21 protein-coding genes are annotated in these 19,829 nt (G+C 41.9%); 6 read left to right on the top strand and 15 right to left on the bottom strand.

All coding sequences use genetic code 11. From position 1 onward, the window contains the following. Window positions 1-11: 11 nt before the first annotated feature. The 5 genes from tssE to J502_RS03000 form a co-directional block, all read right to left on the bottom strand. Window positions 12-488 carry a type VI secretion system baseplate subunit TssE gene (gene tssE, locus J502_RS03020; RefSeq protein WP_005015186.1) on the bottom strand — a complete coding sequence of 159 codons (477 nt, stop codon included), beginning with the start codon at window positions 486-488 and terminating at the stop codon, window positions 12-14. A gap of 79 nt (window positions 489-567) precedes the next feature. After that, entirely contained in the window at window positions 568-1,071 is a 504-nt protein-coding gene (locus tag J502_RS03015; protein ID WP_005015188.1) for an Hcp family type VI secretion system effector, read from the bottom strand. A 50-nt stretch (window positions 1,072-1,121) separates the two neighbouring features. Beyond that, window positions 1,122-2,603, bottom strand: a complete 1,482-nt coding sequence (gene tssC / locus J502_RS03010) for a type VI secretion system contractile sheath large subunit (RefSeq protein WP_005015197.1) — start codon at window positions 2,601-2,603, stop codon at window positions 1,122-1,124. Continuing rightward, a complete protein-coding gene (gene tssB / locus J502_RS03005) occupies window positions 2,596-3,099 on the bottom strand; it encodes a type VI secretion system contractile sheath small subunit (protein WP_005015198.1) in 504 nt (167 codons plus the stop codon). The genes tssC and tssB overlap by 8 nt, the downstream gene beginning before the upstream one ends. Before the next feature lie 20 nt (window positions 3,100-3,119). Beyond that, window positions 3,120-3,806, bottom strand: a complete 687-nt coding sequence (locus J502_RS03000) for a hypothetical protein (RefSeq protein ID WP_005015200.1) — start codon at window positions 3,804-3,806, stop codon at window positions 3,120-3,122. A gap of 380 nt (window positions 3,807-4,186) precedes the next feature. On the opposite strand from J502_RS03000, the gene tssH reads away from it, so the two are divergent. From tssH to J502_RS02970, 6 genes are read left to right on the top strand one after another with little or no spacing between them, the layout of a single operon-like run. Next, window positions 4,187-6,874 (top strand): type VI secretion system ATPase TssH, encoded by a 2,688-nt coding sequence (gene tssH / locus J502_RS02995; protein WP_034683089.1) that lies wholly within the window; start codon window positions 4,187-4,189, stop codon window positions 6,872-6,874. Between the two features lie 22 nt (window positions 6,875-6,896). Further along, window positions 6,897-8,000, top strand: a complete 1,104-nt coding sequence (tssA, locus tag J502_RS02990; RefSeq protein ID WP_005015203.1) for a type VI secretion system protein TssA — start codon at window positions 6,897-6,899, stop codon at window positions 7,998-8,000. A gap of 15 nt (window positions 8,001-8,015) precedes the next feature. After that, entirely contained in the window at window positions 8,016-9,380 is a 1,365-nt protein-coding gene (gene tssK / locus J502_RS02985; RefSeq protein WP_005015205.1) for a type VI secretion system baseplate subunit TssK, read from the top strand. An 11-nt stretch (window positions 9,381-9,391) separates the two neighbouring features. Next, window positions 9,392-10,201 carry a type IVB secretion system protein IcmH/DotU gene (gene icmH, locus J502_RS02980; RefSeq protein WP_034683087.1) on the top strand — a complete coding sequence of 270 codons (810 nt, stop codon included), beginning with the start codon at window positions 9,392-9,394 and terminating at the stop codon, window positions 10,199-10,201. 9 nt (window positions 10,202-10,210) lie between these two features. Continuing rightward, window positions 10,211-10,822 (top strand): DUF4064 domain-containing protein, encoded by a 612-nt coding sequence (locus J502_RS02975; RefSeq protein ID WP_034683084.1) that lies wholly within the window; start codon window positions 10,211-10,213, stop codon window positions 10,820-10,822. Window positions 10,823-10,827: 5 nt separating this feature from the next. Then, window positions 10,828-11,787 carry a M15 family metallopeptidase gene (locus J502_RS02970; protein WP_005404247.1) on the top strand — a complete coding sequence of 320 codons (960 nt, stop codon included), beginning with the start codon at window positions 10,828-10,830 and terminating at the stop codon, window positions 11,785-11,787. 124 nt (window positions 11,788-11,911) lie between these two features. Here the strand turns inward: J502_RS02970 and J502_RS02965 are convergent, their stop codons facing one another. The 10 genes from J502_RS02965 to J502_RS02920 all read right to left on the bottom strand — a co-directional run bounded on the left by J502_RS02965 (window position 11,912) and on the right by J502_RS02920 (window position 19,786). Then, complete coding sequence (locus tag J502_RS02965; protein WP_005404892.1) at window positions 11,912-12,298, bottom strand: aldehyde dehydrogenase family protein; 387 nt, start codon at window positions 12,296-12,298, stop codon at window positions 11,912-11,914. A 195-nt stretch (window positions 12,299-12,493) separates the two neighbouring features. Then, window positions 12,494-12,997, bottom strand: coding sequence for a flavin reductase (locus J502_RS02960; protein ID WP_005015221.1), 504 nt, complete (start codon window positions 12,995-12,997; stop codon window positions 12,494-12,496). Between the two features lie 17 nt (window positions 12,998-13,014). After that, complete coding sequence (locus tag J502_RS02955) at window positions 13,015-13,968, bottom strand: PDR/VanB family oxidoreductase (RefSeq protein WP_034683080.1); 954 nt, start codon at window positions 13,966-13,968, stop codon at window positions 13,015-13,017. A gap of 32 nt (window positions 13,969-14,000) precedes the next feature. Further along, a complete protein-coding gene (locus J502_RS02950; protein ID WP_034670464.1) occupies window positions 14,001-14,738 on the bottom strand; it encodes an SDR family NAD(P)-dependent oxidoreductase in 738 nt (245 codons plus the stop codon). A 10-nt stretch (window positions 14,739-14,748) separates the two neighbouring features. Beyond that, a complete protein-coding gene (locus J502_RS02945) occupies window positions 14,749-15,234 on the bottom strand; it encodes an aromatic-ring-hydroxylating dioxygenase subunit beta (protein WP_017400905.1) in 486 nt (161 codons plus the stop codon). Between the two features lie 10 nt (window positions 15,235-15,244). Continuing rightward, window positions 15,245-16,522: an aromatic ring-hydroxylating oxygenase subunit alpha gene (locus J502_RS02940; protein ID WP_017400904.1), complete on the bottom strand. Its 1,278-nt coding sequence runs from the start codon at window positions 16,520-16,522 to the stop codon at window positions 15,245-15,247. A gap of 30 nt (window positions 16,523-16,552) precedes the next feature. Continuing rightward, window positions 16,553-17,080, bottom strand: coding sequence for a nuclear transport factor 2 family protein (locus tag J502_RS02935; protein ID WP_034683077.1), 528 nt, complete (start codon window positions 17,078-17,080; stop codon window positions 16,553-16,555). A 12-nt stretch (window positions 17,081-17,092) separates the two neighbouring features. Beyond that, on the bottom strand, window positions 17,093-17,452 hold the full coding sequence (locus J502_RS02930) for a hypothetical protein (protein WP_005015237.1): 360 nt from the start codon (window positions 17,450-17,452) through the stop codon (window positions 17,093-17,095). A gap of 33 nt (window positions 17,453-17,485) precedes the next feature. Continuing rightward, the gene (locus J502_RS02925; protein WP_005025150.1) at window positions 17,486-18,655 is read right to left on the bottom strand and encodes an acyl-CoA dehydrogenase family protein; all 1,170 of its coding nucleotides are present in this window, start codon (window positions 18,653-18,655) and stop codon (window positions 17,486-17,488) included. An 18-nt stretch (window positions 18,656-18,673) separates the two neighbouring features. Next, on the bottom strand, window positions 18,674-19,786 hold the full coding sequence (locus J502_RS02920) for an amidase (protein ID WP_017400901.1): 1,113 nt from the start codon (window positions 19,784-19,786) through the stop codon (window positions 18,674-18,676). Window positions 19,787-19,829: the final 43 nt, after the last annotated feature.

Raw genomic sequence — 19,829 nt, 5'->3', positions numbered from 1 at the left:
GGAGGCCCACATTAAGTTCTTGCAGAGATAACGTATTGTTGTGTTGTTGGTTTTAATAAAGCATCAAAAAGTACAGGTTCATATAGAGGATAAATATTTAAATAAGCCTGAATGCTCAAGCAAAGTGACCCCATATTATGCCCATCAAGTAACATTTCTACTTTGACCTGCTTAAGACGTGGCTCATGTGCTTCAATAGACTGCTCGATAGAATGACAAATTGTCTCCCGATCCAGTGGATTAGCGGTAGAAAGACCCACAAAGTCAATAATCCCAAACTGTAAAACAGATTTACGGGCCAGTGGATAAGCTGTCATCTCTTGATCAAATTTTGCCACACGGCTGTTTAATAAATCTTCTAGATCATGAGCAACAGATTCCCGTAACTGCTGGATTGAAAGTCCCTGTAAATAGCGGTCTTGCTCTGGAATCAGGCGATCAAACAATGTCGAACGGAATCCATAAGGGTATAAATGGTCTAGATTCATTTTTTAGTTATAAATAAAAGCTTAATAGAAATAGAGGTTAACCAGGTGTTAACCTCTATTCAGGGTAATCACTTGACTATTATGCAGCGTAAGATGCTGTATTATTAGAAAGTGACCATTTCTTAGTAACTGCGCCTTTTGCTGTACCATTAATATCCTGTTGGTTATAAGTCCACTCAACAGCGGCATATTTCAGACCAAACGCTTCTGTTGGCACCCCCTCTTCATTTACAGTGGGTGTTACGCTTGAAACAAGTACATGCTTTAACTTGATTTGCAGATATTTAATACGTTTATCGCCATTGGCCCGATAAAAGTCAATCTGTACTTCATCAAAGGTATAGCCCGCAGAACATGCTTCCCATAATTTAGGGCTGGTTGCATCCAGATCTTTTACAAATATCATATCTGAATGCTCAACACGTTCAGCCGTATGCCCCCCTACACTACTTGAAGTTGCAGATTTAGGCTGACGAATATTATGAGACCAAGAGTTAACCTCAAGCCATCCCTTATGCTCACTGTCACGTGACTCACCATCTACTTTATATTTACCTCTAAATTCGATATAAATATCTTTCATTTAATAAACTTCCTCTTTTAATTTAAAGTTATTATGTGGTTAGGTTCTTTTTAGTTGGAAGACTGGGGTAATTCAGTCACGAGTCGCAAAGAAACAGACAACTCATCCAGCTGGAAATGCGGTCTTAAAAAGACCACCGACTTGTAGTGTCCCGGTTGCGCCGGATCTTCTACAACTTTTACTGATGCTTCACGAAGCGGATACTGTGCCTTGGCTTCTTGTGATGCACCATCATCAAGTAATACGTACTGCGATAGCCATTCATTTAGAAATGCCTCTACATTACCTGCTGAAGCAAAGCTGCCGACCTTGTCACGCATCATTGCTTTTAGATAGTGAGCAATACGTGATACGGCCATGATGTATTGGATCTGGCTAGACAGTGCAGAATTTGCATTAGCTGTATCGTTGTCATATTTTTTTGGTTTCTGAGCTGACTGGGCACCAAAGAAAGCTGCATAATCTGTATTTTTGCAGTGAACCAGCGGGATAAAACCAAGGTCGCTTAACTCTTTTTCACGTCGGTCAGTAATGGCTATTTCTGTTGGGCACTTGAGTAACACTTCGCCATCTGGGGTCTTAAAAGTGTGCACAGGCAGTCCTTCTACCAGGCCACCGCCTTCTACACCGCGAATTGCTGCACACCAGCCATATAAATCAAAAGCATTTGTCAGACGCGTACCGAATGCATAGGCTGCATTCATCCATAAATATTCGTCATGATGCTGACCAGATACTTCCTCAGCGAAATTAAAACCCTCTGTTGCAGTACCCTCTTTAGGATGATAAGGCAAACGTCCCAATACGCGTGGCATAGTTAGAGCAACATAGCGCGCATCTTCACTATCCCGAAAGGAACGCCATTGTACATATTCAGCAGTTTCAAAAATTTTGGAGACATCTCTTGGACGGTCAATATCAGTAAATGACTCAAGACCCAGAATACTTGGACTGGCTGCGGAAATAAAAGGTGCATGTGCTGCAGCAGCGATATGAGAGATCTGCTCAAGCAGATACATGTCTGAAGGAGTACGGTCAAATTCAAAATCACCGATCAGGGCTGCATATGGAGCACCACCGAAGGAGCCATATTCCTCTTCATAAATCTTTTTAAACAATGTGCTCTGGTCAAAATCAGTTGCACCCTGAAAATCTTTTACCAGTTCCTTCTTAGTAGTATTCAGCATCCGGATTTTGATCATCGGATTAGAAGGTGTTTCTTGGCAAAAATAATATAACCCGCGCCAAGTCGACTCGATCTTCTGAAATTGTTCATTGTGCATGATCTGGCTAAGCTGGCCGGAAATCAGTGCATCAATTTCTGCAATACGCTTGTCAATTGAAAGCGTCATATTTTCAGATACTGTAATGGTTCCTGCCATTACTTCTTTTGCCAGCTCGCCAATCAGGCTTTTAGCACGGTCATGTTCTTCTTCATTTCGCGCAATGCGGCTTTGTTCAACAATAGAGTCCAGCAAATTGACCGGTTCATTTTCCAGAGCAAATGCAGTAGCTGCCTGAGTATTATTCATGTTCAGCCTCCGCGCTCAGTTTACGTATCTGGTCAGTACTTTTAAGTACTTCATCCAGTAAGTCTTCAAGCTTTTCACTATTGGATATCTTGTTACGCAAATCTGTCAAACGTTCACGCGCTTCCACAAGTTTGCGCAAAGGTTCTACCTGCTGAGCCACCTGCTCCGGCCGAAAATCCTCCATAGACTTAAATATCAATTCTACAGACATGCGGCCGCCCTCCTCAGTCAGAGTGTTATTTACCTGAAAAGCAGCACGTGGAGCAAGTGACTCCATGACTTCATCAATGTTATCCAGATCAACATTAATGAATTTCTTATCTTTTAATTTAGTCTTTTCCAGTTCAGAAGCAGCAGAAAAATCCCCTACTACTCCAACTACAAAAGGTAATTCTTTGGCTTCTTTACCATCACCAATTTCAACGTCGTAAGTGAGCTGAACGCGTGGTGGACGAATCCGCTGAAGCTTTTTCTGTACGCTTTCTCTTTTCGCCATAATGTTGTATTCCGAATAATTTATTTAAGTGATTCAAATGGATTCGTGCCAGTTTTACTTATACTTGCTGAATTTGGCTGTTTAGTTGCTGTACTTTGGCGGGCTTTCACCGGCGCTGTACGAATGTTGCTATTACGGGAAGGCTTTGCTGTGGTGGTACGTTTGGTTGACTTTACTACTGAACGCGCTTCGCGAGTTTTTATCGTCTCATCAGTAATAGCTTTGGTATTTATCGTCTCAGGTACGGGCATAGCCATACGGATCGTATCACTTAACTCTTTGGCAGGTGGGTAAGTCAAGTCATTACTCAAGAACCGCATTTCATTAGTACGCATATCCTGTAAGGCCTGTTTGGCAATTCCTATTCCTGCAAGAAAGGTAACATCTGTTAAACCTGCACCTCGAACATTTTGCTGTTTGAGTTGTTGTGCAAGCGCTAGTGCATTTACGGGCTGATTCAACTCGTACATACGCAAGGCAGCCTGAACAAGCAGGTCATTTTTACGCGCAGCATTATTTTTATCACAAACTTGTTGATAAATTGATAATAACTTAGGATCTGTTTGCCCTGCAGCCAGTGGATTCTGCTTAACACATTTGCTTTTTAATTTGATGGAGTTCACATTATCTGCTGCATAAGCTAGATTAATTCCACTTGGTAAATTTATACCTGTAAATAGGAGCGCTATTAAAATACCTTTCTTCAAAACATGCCTCATTTTTTATTTAAGTTTTTAATTGATGGGCTAAAAATTATTTTTAAAAAATACTTACCTATCAATCTTTATACATTAACAAAATAGATTTGCCGAATTTAACAAAAAAACTACGATTAATGTCAAGTTGAGTTACGTTTATTAAACAATCTCCATATTTCCTCTAGAAAACTGCCCACAAGCTATTTTATGTAATATACATGTATATTTTTTTACACAAACTTCACATTTTTATTGTAGAATAATAAGAGAATTCAGCCATGGCATATAAGTTATTGAAATATATAATTTTATCCATTTAAAATATTAAAAGAATATCAAATTAATATTATTTTCTAGATTTTGATATTCAAAAAATTTGCGAGTTATAGATGAGTAATTTAAAAATTCTAATTACAAAATTATCTTTTCCTACCCGTACAGCCTTAGAAAAATCAGCAAATTTTTGTATTAAGTTACAGAACTATGAAATTGAAATTGAACATTTATTTATAGAATTATTAAATCAGGAAGTGCCCAATGATATACAATTATTATTAGAAAAATATAACATTTCTAATGATAATCTAATCAATGATTTAAAGGAAACTATTTGTTCTTTACCGAAAGGAAATACTCGTACTCCTATTTTTGCCAAGTCAATTATCCGATTATTTGAACAGGCATGGTTAATCGCTTCAGCTGACCAAATTCCAGTTATTCGTAGTGGACACTTACTGGTAGCTCTATTAACGGCGCCTGATCTTTATCAGATTGCAACTCGAGCTTCAAGTCTGTTTGATTTACTGCCAATCGACAGTATGAAACACAAATTTCTGGAAGTATGTACATCAAGTACAGAACATAAAGTTGAGCGGTCTTGCTCTACAGAGCAGAACCATCTCCATACTCAACAAGAGACCATACCCTCTATATCACCTGCTATTAAAACACCAGCACTCGATCAGTACACCATTAATCTGTCTGTAAAAGCCGAGACCGGTAAAATTGATCCTGTGATTGGGCGTGAACATGAAATCCGTTTAATGCTGGATATCCTATTGCGTCGTCGCCAGAATAATCCCATTCTAACTGGTGAACCGGGAGTTGGAAAAACTGCTGTAGTGGAAGGTCTGGCACTAAAAATTTCTCAAGGACTGGTTCCAGAGGCGCTACGTAATGTACAGCTTCATGTTCTTGATATGGGGTTATTGCAAGCAGGAGCAAGTGTTAAGGGAGAATTTGAAAACCGGTTAAAACAGGTTATTCAGGAAGTACAAGCCTCACCCCATCCTATTATTTTATTTATTGATGAAGCACATACCCTTATCGGTGCAGGTGGCCAAGCTGGGCAAAATGATGCAGCGAACCTCTTAAAACCGGCTTTAGCCCGAGGAGAGTTACGTACAATTGCAGCTACGACCTGGGCCGAATATAAACAGTATTTTGAAAAGGACGCAGCACTAAGCCGCCGTTTTCAGGTCGTAAAGGTAGAAGAGCCCAGTGAAGAAGTAGCAATTGATATGCTGCGCGCCATGATTCCCGTTATGCAGGCTCACTTTAACCTGCAAATTGATGATCAGGCAATTATTACTGCGGTACAGGCATCTCATCGTTATATTAGTGGTCGGCAGCTTCCTGATAAAGCTATTAGTGTGCTAGATACTGCTGCGGCACGGGTGGCTCTTACACATAATGCTCAGCCAGTGAAACTAGATCAGCTAAAGGCTCAACTGCACAATTTGACACTGGAACAACAGATTCTGCAAAATGAACATCGCCAGATCCCTATACACCATGAACGCCTAGATGAGCTTGAACAGTGTTTGGTAAGACTGCAACAGGAAATTCAGGAGACACAAGACCAGTGGCAAGCAGAGCTGAAACTGGTCAAAAATATTCAAAGGCTTAAACAACAGGATACTGATGAACAGACTGCTGTTCAAAATGAGATTACCAGATTACGTGCAGATTTAAACGCATTGCAGGGACAACAGCCTCTGGTCTTTGAACGTGTTAACGCCCAGATAATTAATGAAATTATTTCTGACTGGACCGGTATACCAGTTGGCAATATGATCAATGACGAAATCAAGCAGATTTTGACCTTAGAAAACAAACTTGCGCAGCGTGTTATGGGGCAAAGTTGTGCACTTGAGCAGCTGGTACAAGGAATTAAAACTTCAAAAGCTAAACTTGAAGATCCCAATAAACCTCAGGGTGTATTTCTGCTTATCGGTCCAAGTGGTGTAGGAAAAACTGAAACTGCCTTAGCTCTTGCTCACGAACTCTATGGTGGTGAACAGCATCTAATTACTATTAATATGTCAGAATATCAAGAAGCCCACACCGTCTCTTCTCTCAAAGGTGCTCCTCCGGGATATGTCGGATATGGTCAGGGTGGAGTTCTAACTGAAGCAGTGCGTCGTAATCCTTATAGTGTGATCCTACTTGATGAAATTGAAAAAGCGCATAGTGATGTGCAGGAATTGTTTTATCAGGTCTTCGACAAAGGCACACTAGAAGATGGTGAAGGCCGTGTAATCGATTTTAAAAATACTATTATTTTACTGACTTCAAATATAGGATCTAGTGCGATTATGCAGGCCTGTCTGAGTCAGGAAGTCCAGCAATGGCCAAGTACCGAAGAACTGGTCGAATATTTAAAACCAAGCCTGTATAAACAGTTTAAGCCTGCATTTATTGGACGTATGCGCATCGTGCCCTATTTCCCACTGCATGATGATTTACTGGTTCAGATCATTGAACACAAGCTGAATAAAGTTACTGCCCGCATCGAGAAACAGTATGCAACTGTGGTGCAATATTCAAATGATCTGATTAAGTTACTGCTTAGCCGGTGCACCGAAGTCGATAGTGGAGCGCGTAATGTAGATAACATTTTGAATTCTAGCATATTACCGGCTCTGGCTACCCATTTATTAATAGCATTAGCGGAGCATCAACTTCCTAAAAAAATTACAATCGATGTTGAAAATGATGAAATTATTTATCGATTTGATCCGATTGAGAAAGTAAAAAAGAAACGTACAGTAAAGAAAACCAAGATAGAAGCTTAAAAAATTAAGAGTCACGTATTATATGAGTATCAATATCTCAAATTTTCTTGAGCCCATTAGTGAAGATAAATCTTGTGGAGAGGATTTTTCCTTTTCTAATGATTTTCACGAAATCAAGAAGGCAAAAACTCAAGATGACTTTTTGCTGGATCAGGGTGACTGGATTACCGAACGCAAGCAAGCAGACTGGGACTTTGTATCCAATAAATGTAGTGATCTTTTACAAAGCAAAAGTAAGGATATTCGTCTATTAACTTGGATTAATGAAGCTTGGGCGTATCTTTTTGGTTTCGAAGGTATTTCGAAAGGGCTGGAATTAAGCCACCGCATGCTTGAGCAATATTGGCAGTCCATACATCCTGAAATTGAAGATAATGATCTGGACCAGCGTATCGGTTTATTACAGGGTCTTCTTAACCAGTTAATACCTTTAATTAAAAAAGTTCCGCTGGTCAATACTGCACCATTTTACACTCTGCTGGACTATGAAAATTTTTTATATCATCAGAATATTCGTCGCAAGCAGGTAGATGAAGATTACTCTACAGAGCATGCTGCTGAACTGGAACAGTTCGAACAGGCACTTTTTAATACCTCCAAAAGCTTTCAATACCAGAATTATCAGCATTTTAGTGAGATTTTACTGCAATGGAACATAATCAAACAGGTATTAGATAATTTGATGGGGCTAGATGCTCCAAGTTTTGCTGCAATTGACTCAAGTTTGGCTGATATTCATGCAACATTAAGAAAAATCTATAAAGCAGAAGCTTTTGGTAGCATCATGACCCATTCTGTACCAGATACAGTCACTGAATCTGTCCCCTTGACTTCTCATATGATTATATCTGAGGAGCCAGCTGTGCTGCAGAACTCACTGGCCTTTCAGCCTCAGATTCAATCTCACATAGCAAACCGTGAGCATGCTATGCGGGTTTTACAGGATATTGCTGATTATTTTCAAGCTAATGAACCGCACAGTCCTGTCAGCTATATGCTGCAAAAAACAATTAAATGGAGCCAGATGCCATTACATGAGTGGCTGGCACAAGTGATTAAAGATGACCAGCCGTTACAGATGGTACAGGACATACTAGGTGTACAACCAAAGAATGAATATGAATAAGATTGGTAATTAATTATGTTTAAAGCAGAAAAAGTTCTTTGGGGCGAGGGTCTATTTTTACGCCCTCAGCATTTCCAGCTACAGGACTCTTATCATGAGCAACGTTTAAACCATACGATTCGTGCCACTATTCCTTTTGCGTATGGCATACAAAAATTGCAGTTTGATGAAGTTCAGCTCAGCACGCATGTGCTGGCTTTAGAAAATATTGAAATGATCTGGCAAGATGGCGAGATTTACCAAGCACCAGCTCAGGATCTGTTACCTGCTCCTGTACTACTCGACGAATTAAGTCTACGTGGAGAGATGACAATTTATCTGGCTTTACCTATCTTACAGGCAAACAAGAAGAATGTTTCAGATGAACAGGCGTCACAGTCCAGCCGTTATCATGACTATTTGGTAGAAACACATGATTTGTTTACTACCGCTATGCCAGCAGATATTACTTTGTTACGGCGTCGTGCAGAATTTAAACTGCTTGAGACACATGTTCATCCGAATCAAGAATTAGAAGGTTTTTTATATTTGCCTGTTGGAAAATTAAAACGACAAAGTTCCGGTATATTTGAGTTGGACCGAAAATTTATTCCTCCAATTCTACAGGTTGAGGCCTCAGAAACCTTAATTTCTAATTTAAGACGAACTCTAAATATAATTAAAGCCAAGATTAAAACCATTCAGAACAATAATCGTGAAAATGAGCAGAAACTCATTGAATTCCGTTCGGGTGATATTGTTTCGTTCTGGCTGGTAAATGCACTAAATACTGCACATGCAGGATTAAACCACCTATTGCAGAACCCACAGGTTCATCCTGAGCGGCTCTTTTTTGAATTATTACGGCTGACAGGCTCATTGCTGACTTTTTCTACTGCTTATGAAGTTGATCATTTACCACAATATAAACACCATCAGCTGCAGGAAAGTTTCCAGCAGCTCGATGTTATTTTAAGAGATTTACTCGATACCATTATTTCTAATCGTTACATTAGTATTGCCCTCAAGGAAATTCGCCCATCTTATTGGCTGGGTAGCCTGGAATCAGACAAAATTAATCGTGACACACGACTCTATATTGCTGTATCAAGCAGCATGATGCAGACACATGAGTTGATTCAAATTGTTCCTTTACGATTTAAAGTAGGTAGTACTGTTGATGTAGAACAGCGCGTGGTTGCAGCCTTACCGGCTATTCCACTGCATCATCTTGTACAGGTCCCGACTGCAATTCCAGTACGCTCAGGGGTAAGTTATTTTGAAATTGAAGCTCATCATGAATTATATCAGCGCATGATTGAGTCTGAAGCAATCTGTATTTATGTTCCTGCTGGCTTTCAAGACATCAGTATTGAACTGATTGCTGTTGTAAACGCTTAGAGAGGCTGGCTATGACACAACATCCTATGGGGGCACCTTCACTTTTTGATGATGGTAAAATTGGCACAGGTATACCAAGTTCCAGTCAGCTACAGAGTAAAGTCCAGACTATTAACCTGATTGATTTAATGCATGACGGTTTTTACATTGTATTTCTAACTCGAAATCAATACTTACCTGGGGATCCGGCTGAGTTCCGTCAGAAAATTCTGGACCTGCTTAACCGCTTTGAACAGCAGGCCAAAAAACTGCATTTTTCTGCTGATGACATTCAAGATGCGAAATATGCTTTTTGCGCACTGATTGATGAAACTATTGTAACCCAGCAGGATCCTGCGTATTTTAATCTGCAAAATGCATGGTTAATTAGCCCCTTACAGCTGAGCTTATTTGGTTCTCAGCTAGCTGGTTACCGTTTTTTTGAAATACTGGAAGAACTGCGCAGACGAGGTAAAGACCGCCTTGCGGCTCTGGAAGTTTTTCATTATTGCCTATTACTGGGGTTTCAGGGTAAATACCGGATTGAATCCATTGAGAGTCTCAATCATCTGGTAGCCAGGGTGGGTGACGAAATCGATTATCTCAAAGGAAAAAAGGCAGCTTTTTCACCTTTCTCGGCTATTCCAGACCAGATCAGGCATATTATTCACCGCGAACTCCCATTTTTCTGGATTCTGTTTTTTCTGCTGCTTTTTGCACTGTTAACCTTTGCCGGTTTACGTTTTATGCTGTCCAAACAAAATCAGCAGGCTTTGTTGCCCTATCAGAATGTGATTTCAGCACCTGCGGAAGAAGCTCATATTACTATCCATTTACCTTAGTAGATTAAAATGATTCAAGAGAAACCGACCTCCTTACGAATCTTGCAGCCATCCAAGAAAAATTCTCTATCACCTGCTCTATATATTCTGATCGGATTTATTTTAGGTATTTTATTCAGTGGTATAGCCATGCTCTTTTTATTTAGAGACTCTTCTGCACCCGCAGTAGTGGAATCTTCTGAAAAGGCTTTTACCCAGAGTAACTCTTCTTTAGCAGCGCATACTGCCCATGCAGAATCCGCGCCAACTTTGTTAGTTACACAAGAGCAGATTCAGGCTACTGAAGAAGAACCAGCCTCAGCTAATGATAATGATAATGATTTTATACAGCCTAAAGAGAGTGAACTCAGCAAGCTATTTACTCCCCCTCCGGTTACTCCAACTGCTACTCCACCGCGAGTTTCACCTTTTGAACATAAAGCTGCTGAGGTGAAAAATCTTCATACAATTCCTAAAACCGCACCTCATCTGGAAACTAAAAAAAGAGAAACTGCTCCTGCTAATGCAAAAATTGAAGCTAAATCGGAAATCATACCTGTTAAGGAAAATGAACCTGAGCTACCTAAAGCGTCGTTACAAATTAAAGTAACTCAAAAACCATTTTCCTTAGATGAATCCTAACTAGTATGATTTTTCTAATTTTCTTCTGTTTTATTTGCCTAGCAGTCGGACTGGGCTTTTTAATGTCTTATGAACTACGGGCACAAGGTTCACAGTTTATTAAAATGCTTTTACCGCAAGGCAGAAAAAAACTTTTAAGCGTTCAACAGTTCGCCCATCATATGCACCATGCTGCTGCACCAGACAAATTACAGTCACACTGGTACTTGCAACAATGGTGGATACTTTTTGCAGGTTTTTTACTTTTTTCCAGTATTTTAATTTTTGCCTTTACCCGACCTGTCAGTTCGACACGGATAGAAGCGGATTATTTAAAAGAAGTTGATCCACAGATTTATGCTTTGCTCAATGGTGAAATGCTGAGTTCTCCCCCTGAAGTTGATGAAATATTAATTCAGGAAGCTATTATAGAAGCCTCTCAACTAGAACAAGCCTATATGGCACAGAACAGTAACTCTGTCAGTGCTGCTAATATAGAAAATCCAGCTGATCATCATCATGGATTATTGGATACCACGATGGTTAATCGTAAATGGGAGAAAATGAATCCGCGTTACAAGCAGCGCTTGCTGATGGTTTTTAAAATCATGAAAGAGCAGCACAATTATGAACTGGTTCTGCTGGAAGGTTACCGTAGCCCATCAAGACAGAATTTACTTGCTGGAAATCCGAACACAACACGCGCTAAAGGCTACCAAAGCTATCATCAGTTTGGCCTAGCCGCAGATGTAGCATTCAAACGTAATGGTAAAGTAGTTATTTCCGAACGTGACCCCTGGGCAATGCGAGGTTATCAGATTTATGGAGAGGTTGCGGAATCTGTAGGGCTTACCTGGGGAGGTCGCTGGAAGTCCATTCAGGATTATGGCCATACAGAATACCGGATGCCAGGGCTGAAGAAAACACGTGAGATGGCTGAGAAATTAATTGCTGAAGCCCAAGTTAATATCAGTACAGACGGTTAATGATTTTATAAATAAGAAGAGGAAAAAATATATCATCCTCTTCTATAAATCTGTCTTATCTATACAGAATACTGTTTTGGTGTTTTTTGTAAAGTTACCCAGTGAACCGGAGTAAACTCTTCAATTACCTACTGGTCATTAAAGCGTCCCTATCCTGAATGTTTTCTCCACCAAATGGTGCAATGGTCTGATCATCTACTGAAGTATCATTGATATGAGTCATATCTGCTTCTATACCTAAAGTAAACTTCGAGCCTCGCTCATAATCTTGAGTGCATACAACACTCGATAAGCCATATTCTGTATAATTTGCCAGAAACAGTGCATGAGTTTCGTCTTGAGCTTTGAGTACTGGAAGTATCGGACCAAAGCTTTCTTCCTTGGCACGTACAGACTCAGGATCAACTTCAGTAAAAATATGCCGAGATATAATATTATCCTGAATTTTCCCTTTTAAAGCCAGTTTTGCACCTTGGGATATACCTTTATCCATCAGGTGCGATATTTTCAACCTGTTTACCGTTGATGATTGGCCCAGTTAAGGTGCTCTCTTGAGCAGGATCACCCTAGGGTAAGGACTATACTTTTTTATCAGTTTTTCCAGGAATTCGTTGTGACTTTTTTCATTCACAATTACCCGTAACCATACTAGTTTTCACCCTTATTTAAATTCATTATTCCATGTAATTTTCAAGTTTAAGGCAAATTAAAGCTTGTATTCCTGCTGACCAATATGATGATAACAGCGATTGAAATATATCAAGCCATGACAACTCTCTTTATTCTCATTCATTTTAATGGCCTCAACCTCACAGTAAAAAATTGTATGTGTCCCAACATCATTCATTTGTCTGATCCGGCAGTCGAAACTGACCAGCGCATCTGAAAGAACTGGAGACCCGGTCAGCAGTGTAGTCCATTCTCCATGGGTAAAGCGTTCGTCCATAGGTATTCTGGAAGCAAAAGCTTGAGAAATCTGCTGATGATGTGCACCCAGCACATTGACCGATAAAATTCCATTATCCTTAAAATGGCAATGAGAACTTGATGAACGATTCATGCAGACCAAAAGTGTGGGAGGCGTGTCAGTTACGCTACACACAGCCGATGCGGTAAAACCGAACCGTCCTGTTTCCCCTGCTGTGGTAATTACATTGACTGCGCCCGTCAGCAATGACATGCCATTACGAAAATCTGTTGTTTCTACCATGACTGTCTCCTTTGTCATCAGATATCCAGTACCAGGCGAGCCGACTTAGAACGCGAGCAGCACACCAGAATCTGTTCATTACTTGCCTTTTCTTCATCGGTAAAATAAACATCCCGATGATCCGGCTCTCCTTCAATTACATCACACATACAGGTACCGCATACACCCTGCTCACAGGACATTTCTATTTCAATACCTTCTCTGGCTAAGGCCTGTAAAATGGTTTCTTCGGCATTGACCAGAACAATTTTACCGCTACGCTGAGCCATAACTTCAAACACTTCACCGCTGGTGTCAGTATCAACCTGAAAGTATTCTTTATGGATCTGCTGCTCTGGGAAATTCTGGATTTGTGCCAGATTAATCACCCAGTCCATGAACCCGGACGGACCACAGGTATAAATATGGCTCTGTCGATCAAGATCCTTTATAGCTGACTGAAAAAATTCGCGGTGACTGGCACCTTCAGATTTGAAATGAAACCGGGTAAATGCAGCCAGTTCGCCATTTTGAATTTCTTTCACGAAAGCACAGCGTTCGGGGCTGCTGCCACAGTAATGCAGTTCAAACGATGCGCCTTGATGCAGCAATTCATAAGCCATGGTAATAAGAGGCGTAATACCAATTCCCCCACCAATCAGCACAGTATGTTTAGCCTGAACCAACGGAAATAAATTACGTGGTTCACTGACCTGAATCTGCATGCCGTTTTGAATATCGTCAAATGCCGAGACCGAGCCACCACGTGATGCCGGCTCTTTCAATATACCCAAGCGAAAAACCCCCTGCTTTGCCGGGTCCTGACACAGTGAATATTGACGGATCATCCCATTAGGCAGGTGTACATCAATATGTGCGCCTGCTTCCACTTTAGGTAAAGGCTGGGCGGTTGCTGATTCAAATTCCATGACTGCAATATCACCGCCTTCGATATGCCGATGTTTCACGACTACATCATAAAGTGCTGTCATTCCAAACTCCTTTTACTTCATCAGCCGCAGGGCTATCGCATAAATAATCCACCATTAATGTCCCAGGTAGCACCTGTGACAAAATGGGCATTCGGGCTGGCCAGCAAGGCACAGGTTTCAGCAATAAACTCCATACTGCCGAGTGCCTTGACCGGAATATTCTGGATGAACTGCTCTATCTTTTCATCCGGCACTACGCTATGCACAATGGGTGATTCCATCGGTCCAGGCGCTACCGCATTTACGGTCACGCCTTTGGCCGCGAACTCCTTGGCGAAAATTTTAGTCAGCGTTACGATTGCCCCCTTACTTGCCGCATAATGTGCGCCTGTAGCCGCCCCCCCATTTTGACCCGCCAGTGAAGCCATATTGATAATCCGGCCATAGCCCTGTTCAGCCATGTATTTGCCAATAATTTGACAAGCCTGGAAAGTCCCGCGCTGGTTTACCTGGGTGATCCAGTCAAAATCTGCAGCAGAAATCTCCAGTACAGGAGTAGCTTTGGTTACAGTGGCATTATTAATCAAGACATCAAGCTGGTTAAATTGCTGTCTGATGCACTCAACTGCTTTATGAAAATCTGTTTCTACAGAGATATCCAGTTTCAGGGGAAAGATATTTTCTGGAAAGCGGCTATTTTTTTTTGCATTTTCAGCTTTTTCCAGTGTGCTGGCAGAAAGAATAACCTGATGGCCCTGCCCGGCAAAATGCTCCGCAATTACATTGCCAAGGCCGGAAGCAGCACCTGTCACTAAAACCACTTGTTTCATCTATATGCTCCTACAGGATATAGCTAATACCAGCCAAGGTATCAGTTGAGTTGACCAAGCTGATAATCTTTCGATGAATACGAAAGCTGTTATCCTGATCGCGCATCAGATGATAGGTTACATCTGCCGTATAGTGACGCAGGTTTTCTTTACGGAACTCACGCAGATTTTGGGCACAGCGCAGGACAATCTGGTCATCCTGCTCGTCAATAATTCGTATCCGCGAGATACTGCGCACCGTATTGGCTTTAGGTGAAGTTGAAATGGCTTCACCATTAATCAGACGCTGAACACGTAATGTACGCATATGATGATCGTCATAGGCATAGTTCAGGTTATTTTCATAATCAGTCAATGCCGGATCAATCGGGATAATATATCTACCTTCTTCATCCCAGAGAGCAAGCCATTGCTGGTATTCAGCATGATCCAGCATATCTGCCTCAGTCCAGATAAAAGCAGTGACTTCATTTAACAGGTTTAAATTGATTTTCATTGCTCTCTCCTTAAGCCGTCATCATCTTTTTCCACTGCTGATAGGCACCGCGCATACCTGTCTCAGCACTGACATCGCTTTTTAAACCATCCTCAGTTTTAACTTCACTTGGCAAGCCGCGGTTTAACATGATCCATAAATCATTTCCGGCACTGGCTCCATGCTGTACACGTTCCCAGGCTTCTGCATCATCAGGTGTACCAAATCCAAATGGTCCCTGAAAATGTTCATGCAACCGCAAGCGATACTGGTTGGCAATCTGTGGGCCGCCATCCATGGTAATAACCGAATGATGAATCTCAGTTTCCTTGACTGAAACTGGCTGTAAAACGCGGAAAAATGCCATAGAGCAGGCAATGTTAGGGAACAGGTTCAGGTTAAAACCCGAGCCTCCTACTGCACGGACAATACGTCGCACTTGTAGTTCTTCATGCCCTTCGTTGCGCAGGGCCTGTGCCAATTCTTCAAAACGTTCCTGAATCGGACGTTCCATCAGGTCTTCTTCAAGGTCAACCAGCTCAGGTATCATGACCATAACACTGTGGCCATTGCCTAAATCTTCTACAAAACCTGGCTGATTTTCAAAATTAAATAACTCTTCAGTTTTATCATCAACCGAGCTTAAGAATGACTTGTGCACCAATGGAAAATGATAGGCATCAGTTGTATTTTCCAGCTGTATTTTCCAGTTACCCGGAAAGCGGAAACGATGTTCGCCTAGCACCTTGACCGGATAACCGGCACCCTGTTTCATAAACAGGTCGATCCATTTCTTGGCTGGCCCCAAGAATTCTTCCAGAGATTGAATGTCCTGCTTAAATGAGGCAAAAATCATACCGTTATATTCTTCAACGCGCAGGCTGATCAGAGGGAATTCAGATTTATCCAGACATTCGCCATAACTCTCTGGTGAGGGCACACCACGCAGGCTGCCATCCAAGGCATAGCTCCAGCCATGATAAGGACAGACAAAACTATTGGTTTTGCCCTTTTTATGTTCACACACGGTAGCGGCACGATGACGGCAACGGTTTAATAAAACGTGAACTTTCTTTTTACGGTCCCGTACAGCCACGACTGGCTGCTTACCAATATTAATCGTTTTATAACTGCCCGCCTCAGGAATTTCGCTGGCATGGGCTACCCAGACCCAGGTGCTATAAAAAATTTTTTCCATTTCATCTTCAAAGATTTTTTCATCTTTATACAAAGAAGTATGGACACGGTCATGCTGGACCAGTTCATTATAATCGGTATCAATGTTATGCATCGGAATAATACTATTCATGGCAACTGTCCTTTTAAATTTTTCCTGTCTTCATTCCTGAGCCGGTACTGGCAGTTCAGCTTCACTGTTCCAATGCGAAACAGGACGGCTAAATATATTTTCAGTCTGGAAATGCTTGATTTTCCACAAACCGTCAGACTGTTTTCTAAATTTCACAGTGAGCCTGGCTGCATTTAAGTGGCTATGGGTATCACGGAAGGTCGAGGTCTGTAACATCAGCCAGCGACCTGTCGCCTCATAGCCATTGATATCAATCTGTTCTGAGCTGACAAAGTGCGCATTCAAGACAAAATGTGATTCTTTCTGGGTATAGCTTTTGAACATGTCATAGATTGCTTGCCATGATTCAAACTGACCGAAGGACCTGGAGTATTTTTCTCCGATTCCTTCCCAGATACTGTGACGGTCAAACAGGCCCATTAACTCGTTCAGGTCAGTATCTGCATCTAGAGCATCGCAGATTTCCATATAACGGTTTATGCAGTTACGAATCGCATTTTGTGCCTCAAGCTGTTCAAGCCGCATTAATACAGAGGCCAAGACTACTCCATCAGTCATTTCTGTTCATCCTTAACGCTGGATCACCAGTTCACGGCCTACACGTGCTTCAACCTTGCAGTATTTCCAGAGCTTGAATGGCCCTTCTCCTACCACTGTGGTTCTAAACAGGTTGCAGGCTGCATGAACCGTTTCTATATCTGGCACATCTGCCAACAAGTAGGTTGTCCATGGCCAGCCAGCACTTGGCCCTACCATACTTTGGTCATCGTCTAAACTTCCATATACGGTTACGCCCGGGAGGTCATGAATACCGTGCCACATTTCACCAAAAGCAGCCCAGACTGCCTTAGCTTCTGCTGGCTCTGCATCAAAAAAGTTCTGGTTAATCCCCATACAGAACAGCACACGTAAAGTCTTTTTCGCTTCCATTTCAAGATTCCTTTTTTAAATAATGCGTTAAGTTTATAAATAGCCGGGTGTCGGATTCAGCCCAAAACTGATTGCACCTGCATTTTGTAAAGTAGCGTCTCCCATAAAGGCATGCTGGGTGACCACGTTGGTATCATTTACAAAACGGCTAAACGGATGATTAGTATAGATCGCGGTCATACCGGCAAGCATTTGCATCTTTCGGGCGACTTTGGCTGCTATACGGGCAGCATGTGTGCATGACAACCGCATATCGCTAACCTGCTGGGCGGTTGGTTTGCGCCCTTCACTTACTTCCTTCCATACCACATCCATAGTCTGATAAAACCAGGTTCGGGCAGCCAGAAATTCGGCTTCTGACTGGGAAAATTCATATTGGGTGACTGGTCGCTGAGCGATCTCTGCCCCGCCCGTAATTGATGCCTTACCCGGTGCAAGCTTTTTAAACTCATCCAGGGCTGCAGCGGCCACTCCAATCCCTACCACCGTTAATACCTGAGTGGCTAAAGATAATGATGGGTACTTAAAAAATGGCTCGGGTAATTTTGAAGGCTCACCACGAACAAAGGTCCATTCCTTGGGTACCAGTACATTTTCCACAACCAGGTCATGACTGCCCGTTCCTTTCAGGCCCACAGTATCCCAAGTCATTTCAATTTTAGCTTTACTGGCGGGCATAACTGCCATACGTGGCAGGCCATGTGCTTCATTATCTTTTCGTGGTGCAATACCCACGCCGACAATATCAGCGCCCATGCAACCGCTTGAAAACTTCCAGCGTCCCTTGACCAAAACCCCGTTATCCGTAATTTCTGCCGGCTGAGGTGGAAAAATCCCCCCTGCAAAAACTATATCAGGGCTATCCTTGTAAAGTTCCTGAAGAGTAGTTTCAGGCAGGCTGCCCAAATAAGCCGGACTCATGCCGAAGCTTGCAACCCAACCGACTGAACCATCTGCCATAGACAGCTTTTCAATCAGTTCGCAGAATTGACGTGGTGAGCACTCATCTCCACCAAAACGTCGTGGTACCAAAGCACGATATACGCCCAACTGCTTCAAGCGCTCAATAATATCTTGGCTGACATACGCCTGATTATCAAATTCTCCAGTGCAGGCGCGCTCACGAATTTCCTGACATAAGGCATCCAGATTGACCACTGGCCTGACTTTTATATCCAATTCCTTGGCAGATAATTGATTCATTAGCTAACTCCTTGTTATTTAATGCGCTGCCTTAATAATAAAATCCGCGACCGCACATAGCTGCTCGTCTGCATTTTTCCTGCCTACCAACTGCAAGCCCACTGGCATACCTGTCATAGTTTGTAAAGGAATATTCAAAGCAGGATGACCTGATAAATTGAATGGACGCACCAGTGCAGTAAGATTTAAAAATGCTACAGTATTTTCAGCCTCTGCCACTCTAGGGGGTATCTGCGGTAAGGTAGGTAGAATCAGGACATCATACTGTTCAAGTAGCTCATCAATTTCCTGAGTAAACCTGGCTTTTACATCTTCTGCCTGCCGAACCTGCTCTAAAGTCGTTTTCGCCGCGTTAAGTAGTCGCTGTTGAACATCTGGACTGATTTTTCCGCTTTCTGTAAGCGTTCCATAAGCTTGCCAGTTTTCATAATTAATAATCTGCATCCCGGCTTGAAAGGCTTCACTAAACGTAGTTACCTGTACTGGCTCTACTTTTAAATTTGTCTGAGTCAGATAGTCTTTAACACAATCCCAGACTGCTGAATCCGCTTCTACATTAAGTACCGCCAGTTTAGGTTGATGCTGGATTTTTTCTGAAGACTTAAAAGTAGGGTCAATAATCTGCATTGCGGTAATAATCATTTCGACTGAACTGGCAAATGGCCCGACACAGTCCAGTGAGCTTTGCACAGGATAAACACCTTTACGGCTTACCCGCCCAAAACTGGGTTTAAAACCAAATACGCCACAGCAGGCTGCCGGCATGCGGATAGAACCGCCCGTATCTGTGCCCAGACTAAAATCGGCCAGGCCAGCAGCCACCGCGGCAGCCGAACCGCTGGATGATCCCCCTGGAATCAGATCTGGATACTTTGGATTAACAGGTGTACCAAATACAGGATTAATTCCTGTAATACCAAATGCCAGTTCATGCAGATTGGTTTTTGCAGTTATGACGCAATCAGCTTTCAAAATAAGGTCTACAACTTCTGCATTTGCCAATGCAGGCTCTACCTCCATGAGTGCCTTACTTCCTGCCATAGTTCTTAGGCCCCGAATGTCGATAGAGTCCTTAACCATGACTTTCAGTGCACCTGTACCTTCATGGACTTCCTGTGCGATAATATTCATTCACTTTTCCATGTATTTTTATTTTATAAGCTTAATATCTGAA

It is taken from the genome of Acinetobacter sp. 1294596, from assembly GCF_000582925.1.
In the GTDB taxonomy this organism is placed as follows: domain Bacteria; phylum Pseudomonadota; class Gammaproteobacteria; order Pseudomonadales; family Moraxellaceae; genus Acinetobacter; species Acinetobacter radioresistens.
Note: the sequence above shows the minus strand (reverse complement) of the source record. Positions and strands in the feature narration are given on the sequence as shown.